The organism is Paenibacillus sp. RC21 (assembly GCF_044907935.1).
GTDB classification, from domain to species: Bacteria; Bacillota; Bacilli; order Paenibacillales; family Paenibacillaceae; genus Paenibacillus; species Paenibacillus terrae_A.
The window spans coordinates 11,938-25,816 of sequence record NZ_JBIYCS010000002.1 but is presented as its reverse complement, the minus strand read 5'-3'; the positions used below and the strand labels follow the sequence as shown (position 1 = coordinate 25,816).

The 13,879-nt window shown below is 46.1% G+C and carries 14 protein-coding genes and 1 riboswitch; of the genes, 11 read left to right on the top strand and 3 right to left on the bottom strand.

Annotation, left to right across the window (positions count from 1 at the left end):
* Positions 1 to 92 precede the first annotated feature (92 nt).
* The 7 genes from ABIA61_RS05255 to ABIA61_RS05225 all read left to right on the top strand — a co-directional run bounded on the left by ABIA61_RS05255 (position 93) and on the right by ABIA61_RS05225 (position 6,816).
* Positions 93 to 1,646 (top strand): ABC-F family ATP-binding cassette domain-containing protein, encoded by a 1,554-nt coding sequence (locus tag ABIA61_RS05255; protein ID WP_404580426.1) that lies wholly within the window; start codon positions 93 to 95, stop codon positions 1,644 to 1,646.
* Positions 1,647 to 1,734: 88 nt separating this feature from the next.
* Positions 1,735 to 1,843, top strand: a riboswitch (TPP riboswitch).
* 281 nt (positions 1,844 to 2,124) lie between these two features.
* Complete coding sequence (locus ABIA61_RS05250; RefSeq protein ID WP_404580425.1) at positions 2,125 to 2,739, top strand: thiamine phosphate synthase; 615 nt, start codon at positions 2,125 to 2,127, stop codon at positions 2,737 to 2,739.
* A 64-nt stretch (positions 2,740 to 2,803) separates the two neighbouring features.
* Positions 2,804 to 3,952 (top strand): glycine oxidase ThiO, encoded by a 1,149-nt coding sequence (thiO, locus tag ABIA61_RS05245; protein ID WP_283652093.1) that lies wholly within the window; start codon positions 2,804 to 2,806, stop codon positions 3,950 to 3,952.
* Entirely contained in the window at positions 3,949 to 4,152 is a 204-nt protein-coding gene (gene thiS / locus ABIA61_RS05240) for a sulfur carrier protein ThiS (protein WP_283652092.1), read from the top strand. The genes thiO and thiS overlap by 4 nt, the downstream gene beginning before the upstream one ends.
* A 2-nt stretch (positions 4,153 to 4,154) precedes the next feature.
* On the top strand, positions 4,155 to 4,922 hold the full coding sequence (locus tag ABIA61_RS05235; protein ID WP_283652091.1) for a thiazole synthase: 768 nt from the start codon (positions 4,155 to 4,157) through the stop codon (positions 4,920 to 4,922).
* Positions 4,919 to 5,977 carry a ThiF family adenylyltransferase gene (locus tag ABIA61_RS05230; RefSeq protein WP_404580423.1) on the top strand — a complete coding sequence of 353 codons (1,059 nt, stop codon included), beginning with the start codon at positions 4,919 to 4,921 and terminating at the stop codon, positions 5,975 to 5,977. The genes ABIA61_RS05235 and ABIA61_RS05230 overlap by 4 nt, the downstream gene beginning before the upstream one ends.
* A gap of 143 nt (positions 5,978 to 6,120) precedes the next feature.
* Complete coding sequence (locus ABIA61_RS05225; RefSeq protein WP_404520199.1) at positions 6,121 to 6,816, top strand: response regulator transcription factor; 696 nt, start codon at positions 6,121 to 6,123, stop codon at positions 6,814 to 6,816.
* A 69-nt stretch (positions 6,817 to 6,885) separates the two neighbouring features.
* On the opposite strand, the gene ABIA61_RS05220 is transcribed toward ABIA61_RS05225, so the two are convergent.
* Together ABIA61_RS05220 and ABIA61_RS05215 are read right to left on the bottom strand one after the other, a co-directional pair.
* Positions 6,886 to 7,386, bottom strand: a complete 501-nt coding sequence (locus ABIA61_RS05220) for a C40 family peptidase (protein ID WP_283652088.1) — start codon at positions 7,384 to 7,386, stop codon at positions 6,886 to 6,888.
* Between the two features lie 281 nt (positions 7,387 to 7,667).
* Positions 7,668 to 8,309: a thiamine diphosphokinase gene (locus ABIA61_RS05215; protein ID WP_283652087.1), complete on the bottom strand. Its 642-nt coding sequence runs from the start codon at positions 8,307 to 8,309 to the stop codon at positions 7,668 to 7,670.
* A gap of 149 nt (positions 8,310 to 8,458) precedes the next feature.
* Between ABIA61_RS05215 and ABIA61_RS05210 the strand changes: the two genes are divergently transcribed.
* Positions 8,459 to 8,923, top strand: coding sequence for a low molecular weight protein-tyrosine-phosphatase (locus tag ABIA61_RS05210; RefSeq protein WP_404580422.1), 465 nt, complete (start codon positions 8,459 to 8,461; stop codon positions 8,921 to 8,923).
* A 156-nt stretch (positions 8,924 to 9,079) separates the two neighbouring features.
* Here the strand turns inward: ABIA61_RS05210 and ABIA61_RS05205 are convergent, their stop codons facing one another.
* Complete coding sequence (locus ABIA61_RS05205) at positions 9,080 to 9,814, bottom strand: alpha/beta hydrolase (protein WP_044648253.1); 735 nt, start codon at positions 9,812 to 9,814, stop codon at positions 9,080 to 9,082.
* Between the two features lie 255 nt (positions 9,815 to 10,069).
* Between ABIA61_RS05205 and pdhA the strand changes: the two genes are divergently transcribed.
* The 3 genes from pdhA to ABIA61_RS05190 all read left to right on the top strand — a co-directional run bounded on the left by pdhA (position 10,070) and on the right by ABIA61_RS05190 (position 13,876).
* Positions 10,070 to 11,137 carry a pyruvate dehydrogenase (acetyl-transferring) E1 component subunit alpha gene (pdhA, locus tag ABIA61_RS05200; RefSeq protein WP_404580421.1) on the top strand — a complete coding sequence of 356 codons (1,068 nt, stop codon included), beginning with the start codon at positions 10,070 to 10,072 and terminating at the stop codon, positions 11,135 to 11,137.
* A gap of 110 nt (positions 11,138 to 11,247) precedes the next feature.
* Entirely contained in the window at positions 11,248 to 12,228 is a 981-nt protein-coding gene (locus ABIA61_RS05195) for an alpha-ketoacid dehydrogenase subunit beta (protein WP_342414548.1), read from the top strand.
* A gap of 34 nt (positions 12,229 to 12,262) precedes the next feature.
* A complete protein-coding gene (locus ABIA61_RS05190) occupies positions 12,263 to 13,876 on the top strand; it encodes a 2-oxo acid dehydrogenase subunit E2 (protein WP_404580420.1) in 1,614 nt (537 codons plus the stop codon).
* Positions 13,877 to 13,879: the final 3 nt, after the last annotated feature.

The window sequence follows — 13,879 nt, the reverse complement described above, 5'->3', positions numbered from 1 at the left end:
ACTGGATGTGCTACAATAAGGCTTTGAAAGAAATGCATATGAAATAAGAACAGTCGGCATTGCCGATGACAATAAGGAGCCAAAAACAGCTTATGAGTTTATTGACTGTAGAAAATGTATCCCATAACTTTGGGGACCGCGCATTGTTTAAAAATGTATCCTTCCGATTGCTTGGAGGGGAACGTGTAGGTTTGGTGGGAGCCAATGGTGTTGGTAAATCGACACTGATGAACATCCTGACCGGAAAATTGCTTAAGGATGAAGGCAAAGTGGAATGGACTCCACGTGTACGTTATGGGTATTTGGATCAGCACACCAAGCTGACACCTGGTAAAACGGTGCGGGATGTACTGAAGGACGCCTTTCTCCCATTGTTGGAATTGGAAAAGGAAATGATGCAGATCACTGACAAGATGGGAGAAGCTTCTCCTGAAGAACTGGAAGTGCTGCTGGAACAGATGGGTGAAATTCAGGAACAACTGGATATGGGGGATTTTTATCTCATCGATGTGAAGGTTGAAGAAATGGCGAATGGATTGGGCCTTTCCGCAATAGGACTGGAGCGGGATGTTTCCGCACTTAGCGGTGGACAACGGACGAAGGTCCTACTTGCCAAGCTGCTATTGGAAAAGCCGAATGTGTTGCTACTGGATGAGCCTACCAACTATTTGGATGTAGAGCATATTGAATGGCTTACACGTTATCTGAAGGATTATCCATATGCGTTTATTCTTATTTCTCATGATACTGAGTTTATGAATCAGGTCGTTAATGTCATCTATCATCTTGAATTTGCCAAGCTGACCCGTTATTCAGCCAACTATGAAAAGTTCCTTGAAATGGCAGACCTGAACAAAAGCCAGCATATTGAAGCTTATGAGAAGCAGCAGGATTTTATTAAGAAACAGGAAGATTTCATTCAACGCAATAAGGCGCGCGCCTCTACGTCAGGTCGAGCGAAGAGTCGTGAGAAGCAGCTTGATCGAATCGAGCGCATCGATAAACCGGAAGAAGCGGCTAAACCAACATTCCAATTTAAAGAAGCACGTGCGAGTGGGAAAACGGTGTTTGAGGGTATTGATTTTGAAATTGGCTACACCCATGTCCTGTTGCCTAAAATGTCCATGACGATTGAACGCGGCGATAAAATTGCGATTGTGGGCTACAATGGTGTCGGTAAATCGACATTGCTCAAAACCATTCTGGGAAAAATTCCGCCGATCAGCGGCAAGACCTATCAAGGGGATTTCTTGCAGCCAGCTTATTTTGAGCAAGAGGTACGAGCAGAGAAAGTTACACCGATTGAGGATGTGTGGAATGAATTCCCGCACTTGAACCAGCATGAAGTACGGGCGCATTTGGCGCGTTGCGGTTTGAAAAATGAGCATATCACCCGTCCGCTATCCGCGCTCAGTGGTGGTGAGCAGGCCAAAGTCCGCCTATGCAAACTGCTAATGCGGGAAAGCAATTGGGTGCTTTTCGATGAGCCTACCAATCACTTGGACATCAAAGCAAAGGATGAGTTGAAACGTGCCTTGAAGGAATACAAAGGAACGGTGCTGCTCGTATCTCACGAACCGGACTTTTATGAGGATTGGGTAACCAAAACGTGGAATGTGGAAGAATGGACAAGTAAAGTCAACTAAATATCCAGTTCTGTACCAAGCTTCACAAGAAGCAGGGTTTGCAGGATTAGGAAATTATGCTAAGCTATCTTTAGCTGATACAATAAAATAGTTACACTAGGGGAGCCGCCCATGCGGCTGAGACGGAATAAACGGATTTCGGACCCTTTGCACCTGATCTGGGTTATGCCAGCGTAGGGAAGTGAGCGCCGTACAAACGAGGTAACGAATTTATTACTTTGTTTGTATGTGGGACGATATACGTATACGGATATAATGATCCGTTTGGTTATTGGACGTACGTTAAACCACTTCCTTCGGGAAGTGGTTTTTTTGCGTTTTCGTTCTTGTTCATATATTCGTATTCATATACCGTACCCCTTCATTTTTTTGCTGGTAAACGTGGTTAGTCCATAACGTATAGCACGATATGAGACTGTAAAGATACAGGGTCAGCTTACAACCATTTAGTCCATTGTGAGGTGAGAATAAGATCGAATTGCACGTAATTACGATGGAAGGCGATTTTAGTGCACATGCACATACTGCCCAAGTGGCTGCTGCTATTCATCCGTATGTTCATTATGTACACGTGCGCTTGAAGCAGAAGGGCGCATCTGAATTGCTTGCTTTAACCCGCAGTATGGTGAATCGAGGAGTTCCTTTACAGCAAATTGCAGTAAATGACCGGGTGGATGTTGCTTTGCTTACCTCCGTTGGAGCTATCCAGCTACCGGCTAACGGATTACCTGTTGCAGCTGTCAAAAGCTTACTTTCAGAGGATATGCGCTGTGGGGTGTCGGTGCATTCCTTGGAGGAGGCACAGGCTGCCGAACGGGCAGGAGCGCATTATGTACTCTATGGCCATGTGTATGAGACTCACTGCAAGCCTGGTGTTACTCCGCGAGGTATAGCACAGCTTGAGCGCATATGCAGGCTGCTGAACATTCCTGTGATTGCTCTAGGCGGCATACAACCATGCCATATTCACGAGCTGTATACTGCGGGTGCAAGCGGAATTGCGGTGATGTCCGGCATCTGGGAGGCTGAGTCCCCCGTTGCGGCTGCGATGGCGTACAAGCGAATGGTGGATCGGGTAGTGCACAGCATGTAGTGGTGAAATGAAAGTAGGAGATCGCTGCAAGCAGAATCGTTAGTGGAGAGGAGAGATGGAACATATGCCAGAGATAAAAACAGAGGTACAAGCTATTGGACACGCTGAATGCTTGGTGATTGGTGGAGGTGTCATCGGTAGTTCCATTGCTTATCATGTGGCCAAGGAGGGTCGCAGTACGATATTGGTGGAACGATTCATTCCGGGCGGGGGAGCCTCAGGGGCTGCGGTTGGGATGCTGGCAGCAGAGAGTGAAGAATTCACCGACCCTGAATTGGCACAGTTCGCTCGCACAAGCCGGGATGCATTTCCCGAGCTGGTTCGTGACCTAGAGCGTTTGTCTGGTGTTTCGGTGGAATTCCGTACAGAAGGATTTGTGACTCCCTTCCGTTCGGAAGCAGAGGGGCAAAAACGCTGGAATGCGGCTATTGCGCAAGAGGTTGATCATCCTGTGTGGTGGGATGCCAGAGAATTGGCTCGCCGAATTCCAGGTTTGGATGGTCAAGTGATCGGGGCTATATACCGATCAAAGGAGACACAGATTTCTCCTGCCCAGCTTTGTCGTGCTTATACAGGGGCAGCTGTCGTACTGGGAGCAACAATATGCTCTGGTACACAGGCGGAGCAACTTGTAGTACAGCATGGGCGAGTTTGCGGCGTACAAACAGACAGTGGCTTTTTTTCCTGTGATCAGGTCATTATTGCTGGAGGCTTGGATAGTATGAGACTGCTGGAGCAGGTCGGTTTTGAATATCCGCTTTATCCGGTCAAGGGTGAGGCTGTTTCAGTCTCCTTGAAGGAACATCCGTTGGAATATACCCTTTACGCCGATGATATTTACTTAGTGCCCAAGCGGAACAACGAGCTTTGGATTGGAGCGACGAGTCTGCCGCATCAGTTTGACAAAGAGGTGAGCATTGGAAGCCTGGAGGGGCTGCTGGCCCGTGCTTCTGCCTGGTTGCCTCGCGTCCGTGAAGCTTCTTTTATATGCACTTGGGCGGGCTTGCGTCCGCAGGCAGTGGCGGGGCGTCCTTGTATTGGGCCTGTTCCCGGCGTAGAAGGAGTATATGCCGCGGTCGGGCATTACCGGAACGGTGTGTTGCTGAGTGAAGCTACCGGGCGTGCGATAGCAGCTCTGTTAAAAGGGGCTAGTGTGGCTGAGCTTGGAATAAGCGGCTTTTCTCCTGAACGTATAAAGGAGGCGAGCGAATGAAGCTGACGATTAACGGTCAGAACATGACCTTTTCCAATCGGATCATTCATGTGGATCAACTGCTGAAAGAGCTGGATTTGAAAGTGAAAACTGTAGTGGTGGAGCTGAATCATCATATATTGACTCGTGAAGATCATGATGAAGCGGTACTGAAGGATGGAGACAGCTTGGAAATTGTACATTTTGTGGGAGGCGGTTAATCATGTTAACGATTGGTAAAGCATCTTTTACGTCAAGGCTGTTATTGGGTACAGGAAAATTCCCTGATCTGGATATTCAATCCAAAGCTGTGGAAGCTGCGGAGACCGAAATATTAACATTTGCCGTGCGAAGATTAAATTTGGAGGAACGGGATAAGCAACATTTTCTGGATACACTGGATTTGAGTCGTTATGCGCTGCTTCCCAATACGGCAGGAGCGACAACGGCGGATGAGGCAGTGCGTATCGCTAAGCTGGCGAGAGCCTCAGGTCTGTGCGACATGATTAAGGTGGAGGTCATTGGGGATAGCAAGACATTGCTGCCTGATCCTTTTGAAACACTCAAGGCCAGTGAAAAACTGCTGGAGGAAGGTTTTATCGTGCTGCCCTACATATCGGATGATGTGATTCTAGCCAAAAGGCTGCAAAAGCTTGGCGTACATGCTGTTATGCCTGGAGCTTCACCCATTGGTACAGGACGCGGCCTGCTAAACCCATTCTCATTGGAACTCATTATTGAACAAGCGGAGGTTCCGGTTATCGTCGATGCCGGCATTCGCTCACCTGGAGATGCAGCAATGGCGATGCAACTGGGGGCAGATGCCGTGCTGTTGAATACAGCTGTATCAGGAGCTCAGGACCCTGTGAAAATGGCTGAGGCGATGAAGCTGGCTGTTCGCGCGGGCAGATACGGCTTTGAGGCGGGCCTGATTCCTGTAAAACGTTATGCATCTGCAAGTAGCCCGACAGAAGGCTTGGTTCAGGCATGAAGGCGACTGAAAAAGCTGGTGTACAAGTACAACCAAGTGATCGCTATTCCAGACAGGAAAGATTCGCCCCTTTCGGGCCGGAAGGACAACGCCGACTAGCTTCGTCCCACGTACTGATCATAGGCGCTGGAGCGCTGGGTACCGGAATTGCGGAAACGCTCGTTCGCGGAGGCGTAGGCACTGTGACCATCGCAGACCGGGATTATGTGGAGTGGAGTAACTTGCAGCGCCAGCAGCTTTTTCAGGAGAGTGACGCCGCAGAGAGGTGTCCCAAAGCAGTAGCTGCCCAGCGAAGACTAAAGGAAATCAGTTCGGAAACGATCATACACGCACATGTACTGGATGTTGGAGTAGAGGAATTGGAGGAGCTGATTCAGGGAGTAGACCTCATTATGGATGCCACCGACAACTTTGATACCCGGCTACTTATGAACGATATGGCACAAAAGCATCGCATTCCCTGGATTTATGGGGGATGTGTTGGCAGCTATGGGGTAACGTATACTATTTTACCAGGGAAAACACCTTGTCTTCATTGTCTGCTTGGAGCTGTACCGTTCGGCGGTGAAACCTGTGATACCGTAGGGATCATTCCACAGGCGGTGCAGATGGTTACGGCCAACCAGACCACGGAAGCTTTCAAGCTACTCGGCGGATATCCTGATGATCTCAGGGGAAAGCTGCTTTCGTTTGATCTGTGGAAAAATGAGTATGTAGCGATAACAGTGGATAGCGCCAAAAAAACGGATTGTCCTTCTTGCGGTAGCCACCCGACGTATCCGTATTTGTCGGCAGCTCATCGCCAGAAAACAGATGTGCTGTGCGGCAGGGATACCGTTCAAATTAGACCAGCAGAGTCGATACAGGTGAATCTTAAAGAAACAGCAGACAGGCTGGCTTCTTTGGAAGAGGGAACAGTGGAGCACAATCCGTTTCTGGTTTCTTTTAGTGTAGGGACGCACCGTTTGGTTATTTTTGAAGATGGGAGAGCATTAATACACGGAACAAAAGACGTCACAGAAGCAAGGAAAATCTATCACCGCTATTTAGGCTAAACCGTAAAAGCAGGAAGTCTTCCTTCGTGGAATGATTTCACTGCTTTTTTGTTACAATATAATAAATAGGTTCGAATCGTTTGTATCAAATACGTCTGTATCCATATTGCAGTCCTATGTCCAAACACAGGTGGGTGAGAAGAATGAACCCGTTAATTTTACTCGTGGATGGGAATGAAGCATCTGCTACTACGTATACACGTCAGTTGGAGCAGGAAAGCTATCAGGTGGTTAACGCCCGCAATATAGCGGAGGGAAAGTCTTATTTAGACGAGAATTCTGTGAATTTGCTGCTTCTGAATATGGATAATGAGCAGCCTGATACACAAGGCTTGATCCGTACCATGCAACAAAATGATCCCACTGTTCCAATATTCATAATGACCTCATCAGATGATGAGAACCATATTGTTTCCTGTTTTGAGCAGGGGGCACACGATGTGATTGTCCAACCCTTTTCCCCTAGAGTGTTTCAAGCCAGAGTGGCTAATTTATTGCGGATTTTTGGTGCTGCACGTGTTGTGAAAAGGCCGATACAGGCGGGTGATTTACATATTGATAGTGGAAGCAGACTGGTAAACAGAGGCGGGCAGAAGCTGGAATTAACTCCGAAGGAATTTGATCTTTTGCTTCACCTGGCTATACATCTTAATCAGGTTTGCAGCAGGCAGCAAATTTTGAAGGATGTTTGGAAGCATGATTATATTGTAGATACGAACGTAGTGGACGTGTATATCAGGCATTTGAGAGTCAAGGTAGACAAAGGGCAAAGATTCAAAATGATTCGCACGCAACGAGGTATCGGCTATTCACTCAGAACACCCCCGGAAGCAGAGTAGTATAGTATTGGAAAATATAAAAAAGCCGAGACCCTGTGTCCCGGCTTGAATACGTTAATCAAATGAATGCTACAGCACGCGGCGTGCTTTGATGTATGTTCTTTTCCAGTTGCCGGAATTCAAATCGGAGAGTGTAACGCCCGGTTTACCGTATGTGTGTAAAATTTTACCTCCGCCTGCATAGACCGCTACATGTGTAATGTTGCGACCTGTGGCGCGACTACCGCTCGAAAAGAACACAAGGTCACCCTTTTTCAGATTGGACTTGGATACGGCATGTCCAACATTCGATTGTGCAACAGAGGTGCGAGGCAAGTCAACGCCGTATTTCTGAAATATGTGCTTCATGAAGGAAGAGCAATCAAAATTGCGTGTAGTGCTTGTGGAAGCTCCAAATTTGTAAGGAGTCCCCATATAGTTTTCACCGTAGTTAATTATTTTTTGACCTACAGAAGTAGTAGCGGTGGCAGCTTGAGCCGTATTTGTTCCCTCTAATGCAAACGTTCCAAAGCCGATAGTAGCTGCCATTCCTGTGATAATTGCCTTTTTTATGATTTTATGCATGTTCATGTTGTAAGTACCTCCAGAAATTGATTTGTGCAATATTTTGCTGAGTTGCTAACTAACTTACAGCGTTGAGTATAACAGCTTTAAAGTCGCCTAATAGTTGGAAAAGCACGCTCAAATGCTTGAGAGACAAGGCTTACAAGCCAATTATTAAAAAACGATTAAAAATTACAATTTGTAAAAAATATCGAATCTCAAAGATCGGAATATATGATAAAAACTCTTGATTATCAAGGGTTTCAAACGAAAAAAGTTCTTTTTAAAAGGTTACAATAATGTAATAATTAATCTTTGCTTTGGATCACAAGCAGCAGTCCACTTTCGATGGAAATCGTTCCTTTTGGAGCGATCAGCTGGTTGCTGACACCGCGCGATTGTCCCATTTTAAGTGTGGCATTATGCAGTGGGTACATGAATCCATCCAGTTCTATACCGGTTACTTCGGCAGTCATAGGAATTAGCGATGTATATGTATAGCCCATAGGCTCAATCTCCAGCGTTGATCCAGTGAGTTCAATATAGTTATGGGCGTCCATAATGGCACAGCCTATATGATGTTGCATCGCACGTACCAATATTTGAACATTAGCCAGAGTATGATCCATCCGCGTACCCGTAACGCCAAGCATAAGCACATGCTCTGCCTGCTCATCCATGGCAATTTCCAGAGCAAGCTCTGTATCTGTCAGGTCCTTGAGTACCGGATCGCACGAAAGCATACGTTTACTTGCAGATTCAACCCGTGACTTTTCCTCAGGTGTTACTGAATCAAAGTCTCCTACAGATACGTGTGGCGTAATGCCGTGTTCGATCAGGAAAAGGGCGCCTTTATCTGCACCAATAATGAAATCCCCGGGTTGTATTTGTTGTAGCTCTTCCTCGCCAAGACGACCGCCGGAAAATACAATTGCGCGCTTCTTCGTCATATCCAACATCCTTTCTTCTGCCATACGTCTACATAGCTCATCAGCTTTTAAGTATAACGCGTTAAATATGGCTTGCACAATTTTGGAGGGCATAGCTACAATGGAACAGGAAAAAGGAATTGTAATGTGTAATTAGGAAGGAGAGCGAAATGATTAACGTTTTGTTTGTGTGTTTGGGTAATATTTGCCGTTCCCCTATGGGGGAGGCGGTACTGAGACATAAAGCGCAGGAACGGGGACTAGATGCGAAAATTCGGGTAGACTCGGCAGGAACAGGAGACTGGCATATCGGAAATCCCCCGCATGAGGGAACGCTAAAGCAACTCAAGCTGCACGGAATTAGTGAACAAGGTATACAGGCGCGACAGATGAAAGGCCATGATTTTGAAGCGTTTGATTATATTGTGTGTATGGATGATTCCAATGAACGAAACATACGCAAACTCGCGGGTGGAGCGGAGGCTGACATTTTAAAATTCATGGACCTGCTGCCACAAGAAAAGCTGAGAGAAGTACCGGACCCGTATTTTACCGGGAATTTTGAAGAAACATACCGATTAATGGACGCGGGTTGCAATGCCTTGCTGGACAAAATCATAGAAGAAAAGCTATAATGTGAACGACAGAAGACGGCAAAAAATGCCGTTTTTCGTTACAATTTTGAAAGCGTATCCAACATGCGGAGAAAAAAGAGGAAAGAGCATAATGACCTAATCTGGTCAACAAATGCCCAATCCCCGGTAATCTCTGTAGCTTTGGAAAAGCTTCACTCAGGCGCGATCTAAAAAATACATTAGCGCGTCAGGCAGCTCATTTTGCCAAAAGCCCCACAAATGCTTGCCGTCCTTTTCTCGATAGGAAACCTCGGCGTTCCGCTCGCGCAGCAAATCAGCGCATTGGCGGTTAAGCTCTACAAAATTGTAAATGCCGGTGTCGCTCTCAAATGCATCTTCCTGAAGACCAACCGTCATCCACACTCGCAGATGGGACAGATCACGCTCACGAGCGATAATTTCTTGTGAAGCTTCATAGTAAGCACCGGACAGGCTGATAATACGATTGAACAGTTGGGGATATAGCAAGGCTAAATGCAGAGACACACTGCCTCCCAGTGAATCTCCAGCCAGAATCCGGGACGATGCATCTCTTCTTATAGGATACTTCTGTTCCACATAGGGAATAATCTCTTCTGCAAAACAGGCGGTGTACGCCTCAAAGCGATTGCCAAAGGGAGCATACTCCTGAGTTCTGATTTTCGTGTTGACTTCAACGCCGACGATGATGAAAGGCTCAACGCCTTCGTCCAGAATGAGACGGTTTGCCTGTGTTGCTATACGGCCAAAATTGAAAAATTCCTCTCCGTCCTGACAGTACACGACCGGATAGCTCAAAATTTCATTATAGCCGGGCGGTAAATAAATACGGAGTGTTCTGGTTTCGCCAAGAAAGCGGCTGTTTATTTCGTCTTTTAGGATGGTTCGTTTCAAATACCGGGAATCCGTCATTATTTGTCACCTTTCTGGGGTATAATTTTGCATTCGGGATCACAATAAGTTAAGATTACCCTGATTGCAATAGATGTTTAAAATTTCAATCATGTACTAATCTGTTATAGTAAAAAATGTTCCCTGTTACACAAACAAAAATGTGGCAAACTCAAAAAAAATAACTAAATCTTTGACGCAAGCAATATAACAGGTGTATAATAATCCTATAACAGCGGAACTTGATATTCAAATTTTTTTGTTGAGGTGAAGAAAATGAGCAAGGTTCCTTATGAAGTGTACACAGAGGAAGTTGAGGCTCTGTCCGTGCTTTCTCCGGATGGTGAAATTATCAATAAAGATAAATTGCCTAAACTTACAGATGATCAGTTGAAAGAAATTATGTATCGCATGGTATTTACACGTACTTGGGATGATCGTGCCGTTAACTTGGGTCGTCAAGGACGTCTCGGCTTCTACGCTCCGGTATCCGGACAAGAAGCAACAATGATTGGTAGTGAATATGCACTCCAAAAAGAAGACTTTATTGCCCCAGGCTACCGCGATATTCCGCAAATCGTTTGGCATGGCCTGCCATTATATCAAGCATTCCTGTATTCCCGTGGTCATCAACATGGTGGCCAAGTGCCGGACGGTGTTAATGTATTGATGCCGCAAATCATCATCGGCGCGCAAATTTTGCACGCTATGGGTATTGCAATGGGATACAAACTGAAAAAACAAAAACAAGTCGCCATTACATATACAGGTGACGGCGGTTCTTCCGAAGGTGACTTCTACGAAGGCCTGAACTATGCTGGTGTATATAAGCTGCCAGTTATTTTCTTTGTGCAAAACAATGGCTACGCAATCACAACTCCATTTGCGAAGCAAACGGCTGCTCTTTCGATCGCTCACAAAGCGATTGCTGCCGGTATCAAAGGCGTGAAAATCGACGGAATGGACGTACTCGCAGTTATCAAGGCTGTTCAAGAAGCTGCTGAACGCGGACGTAACGGCGAAGGCGCGACATTGATCGAAGCTGTAACTTACCGTTTCCGTCCACATTCCCTGTCTGACGATGCAAGTAAGTATCGTTCGAAAGAAGAAGAGGGCGAATGGAATGCGAAAGATCCGATTGCCCGTTTTGCGAAATATCTTGAGAAAAAAGGTCTTTGGACTGAAGAAGATACAGCTCGCGTAAAAGAAGAAGCTAAAGCGAAAGTGAACGAAGAGATCAAAAAAGCCGAGAAAACAGAAAAAATGACCATTTCCGGTCTGATCGACAGCATGTTCGAATCTACGCCTAAGCATCTGGAAGAACAAAAAGCTGATTTTAAATAATTGAGCTTGAAATAAATCAGAGAGACCGGGCGGCATCCCGATCCGGTCTGTCTTTCAATTGGACCTGAACTGAAACTGATCTGTCAATGTTTAAGGAGGAAATGAAGCAAATGGCACAAATGAACATGAAAGAAGCGATTCGTGACGCACTGCGCGTAGAGTTGAAACGCGACCCTAACGTCCTGCTTTTCGGTGAAGATGTAGGTCATGTAGGCGGTGTATTCCGTGCAACAGAAGGTCTGCAAAAAGAGTTTGGCGAAGAACGTGTATTTGATACTCCGTTGGCGGAATCCGCAATCGGGGGTCTTGCTGTGGGTCTGGGTGTCCAAGGATTCCGCCCTGTAGCTGAAATCCAGTTCGTAGGCTTTATCTTTGAAGCACTCGACCAAATGGCAATTCAAGCATCCCGTATGCGCTACCGTTCCGGTGGACGCTACAATTCTCCAATCGTATTCCGTACGCCTTTTGGCGGCGGGGTTAAAGCGGCTGAGCTGCATACAGATTCCCTGGAAGGACTTTTGGCTCAAACACCTGGTATCAAGGTTGTTGTTCCTTCCAATCCTTACGATGCAAAAGGTCTGATGATCGCGGCTATTCGCGATAACGATCCAGTGTTTTTCATGGAGCATTTGAACTTGTACCATGCATTCCGCGCTGAAGTTCCTGAGGATGATTACACAGTTGAACTGGGTAAAGCGAACGTAGTTCGTGAAGGTTCCGATGTTACAATCATCACTTACGGTATGATGGTACACACTTCTGTCAAAGCTGCTGATGAACTGGAAAAAACAAAAGGTATTAAAGTCGAAATTATTGACCTGCGTACCGTTAGCCCAATTGACATTGATACAATCGTGGCTTCCATTCAAAAAACAAATCGTGCCATCGTTGTTCAAGAAGCGCAAAAGAGCTCTGGCGTAGCTGCTGAAGTGATTGCACAAATTAATGAAAAAGCAATTCTGCATCTGGAAGCACCCGTTCTGCGTGTGGCAGGTCCAGATACCGTTTATCCTTTTGCTCAAATTGAAGATACTTGGTTGCCAACGCCAACACGTATCATTGATGCGGTTAATAAAGTACTGGAATTTTAATTAAAGCACACCGTAAATTTGGGAGGTTTTAAACGTGGCTAAATTTGAATATAAATTCCCGGAGCTGGGTGAAGGTCTTCACGAAGGCGAAATCATCAAGATGCACATCAAGCCCGGCGATAAAGTAACAGATGAAGATATCATCATGGAAGTACAAAACGACAAGGCTGTAGTTGAAGTTCCATGTCCGGTCAATGGTACGGTTCAAGAAGTATTTGCCAAAGACGGAGACATCTTTAACATAGGTCAAGTCGTAGCTGTAATCGATGCAGAAGGTGAACTTCCTGAACAAGAAGAAGCACCGGAAGCTCCAGCTGTTAGCCCTGAGCCAAGTGCTGCTGCACAAGGCGGAGCTGCAGGTACAGCTAGATTTGAATATAAATTCCCAGAGCTAGGTGAAGGTCTTCACGAAGGCGAAATCATCAAGATGCACATCAAGCCCGGCGATAAAGTAACAGATGAAGATATCATCATGGAAGTACAAAATGACAAGGCTGTAGTTGAAGTTCCATGTCCGGTCAATGGTACGGTTCAAGAAGTATTTGCCAAAGACGGAGACATCTTTAACGTAGGTCAAGTTGTGGCAGTAATTGCTGCGGAGGGTGAGCTTCCTGAACAAGAAGAAGCACCGGCTGCCGCTAAACAAGAACAGGATGCTGCACAAGGCGGAGCTAACACAAAACCAGCTGCAACTCCTGCTGCAACAAACAAAGACGTGCTGGCTACTCCTAGCGTACGCAAATTTGCACGTGAGCAAGGTGTAAACATCGCTCAAGTGAGTGGATCTGGAAAAAATGGTAAAATCACTAAAGAAGATGTAGAAGCCTTCAAAAATGGTGGAGGCCAAGCGGCTGCACCAGCAGCGAAAGAAACTGCAAAAGCACAAGAGCCAGCTAAAAAAGAAGCGAAAGCTGCAGCGCCATCTGCACCAGCAGCAGATCCGCGTGCTGAGGAAGATCGCGTACCATTTAAAGGTATCCGCAAAGCGATTTCCAACGCTATGGTTAAATCGGCTTACACAGCTCCACACGTTACGATTATGGACGAAGTGGACGTAACCGAGCTGGTTGCTTTCCGTACTCGTATGAAACCAATAGCTGAGAAGAAAGGCACGAAAGTAACATACCTACCATTCATCGTAAAAGCATTGGTTGCAGCTTCCCGTCAATTCCCGGCTCTGAATGCCTCGATCGACGAAGAAGCAAACGAAATCGTCTACAAAAAATACTACAACATCGGTATCGCTACAGATACAGACAATGGTCTGATCGTTCCTGTAATTAAAGATGCTGACCGTAAAAGCATCTGGATGATCGCTGATTCCATTCGTGATCTGGCTGTACGCGGTCGTGATGGTAAACTGGCTGCCAATGAGATGAGAGGAAGCACAATTTCTATCTCTAACATCGGTTCCGCAGGCGGTATGTTCTTTACTCCAATCATCAACTTCCCTGAAGTTGCGATCTTGGGAACTGGCCGTATCAGTGAAAAAGCAGTCGTGAAAAACGGTGAAATTGTTGCTGCTCCTGTAATGGCTCTTTCCTTGAGCTTTGACCACCGTATTATTGACGGTGCAACTGCTCAAAACTTCATGAACTATATCAAACAGCTGCTCGCTAACCCTGAGTTGCTTGTTATGGAGGTGTAATCA

Bases quoted from the DNA above. Each gene is read 5' to 3' on its own strand.
- ABIA61_RS05255 (WP_404580426.1), top strand. From the start codon at position 93: ATGAGTTTATTGACTGTAGAAAATGTATCCCATAACTTTGGGGACCGC.
- thiO (WP_283652093.1), top strand. From the start codon at position 2,804: ATGCCAGAGATAAAAACAGAGGTACAAGCTATTGGACACGCTGAATGC.
- thiS (WP_283652092.1), top strand. From the start codon at position 3,949: ATGAAGCTGACGATTAACGGTCAGAACATGACCTTTTCCAATCGGATC.
- ABIA61_RS05235 (WP_283652091.1), top strand. From the start codon at position 4,155: ATGTTAACGATTGGTAAAGCATCTTTTACGTCAAGGCTGTTATTGGGT.
- ABIA61_RS05230 (WP_404580423.1), top strand. From the start codon at position 4,919: ATGAAGGCGACTGAAAAAGCTGGTGTACAAGTACAACCAAGTGATCGC.
- ABIA61_RS05225 (WP_404520199.1), top strand. From the start codon at position 6,121: ATGAACCCGTTAATTTTACTCGTGGATGGGAATGAAGCATCTGCTACT.
- ABIA61_RS05220 (WP_283652088.1), bottom strand. From the start codon at position 7,386: ATGAACATGCATAAAATCATAAAAAAGGCAATTATCACAGGAATGGCA.
- ABIA61_RS05215 (WP_283652087.1), bottom strand. From the start codon at position 8,309: ATGACGAAGAAGCGCGCAATTGTATTTTCCGGCGGTCGTCTTGGCGAG.
- ABIA61_RS05210 (WP_404580422.1), top strand. From the start codon at position 8,459: ATGATTAACGTTTTGTTTGTGTGTTTGGGTAATATTTGCCGTTCCCCT.
- ABIA61_RS05205 (WP_044648253.1), bottom strand. From the start codon at position 9,814: ATGACGGATTCCCGGTATTTGAAACGAACCATCCTAAAAGACGAAATA.
- pdhA (WP_404580421.1), top strand. From the start codon at position 10,070: ATGAGCAAGGTTCCTTATGAAGTGTACACAGAGGAAGTTGAGGCTCTG.
- ABIA61_RS05195 (WP_342414548.1), top strand. From the start codon at position 11,248: ATGGCACAAATGAACATGAAAGAAGCGATTCGTGACGCACTGCGCGTA.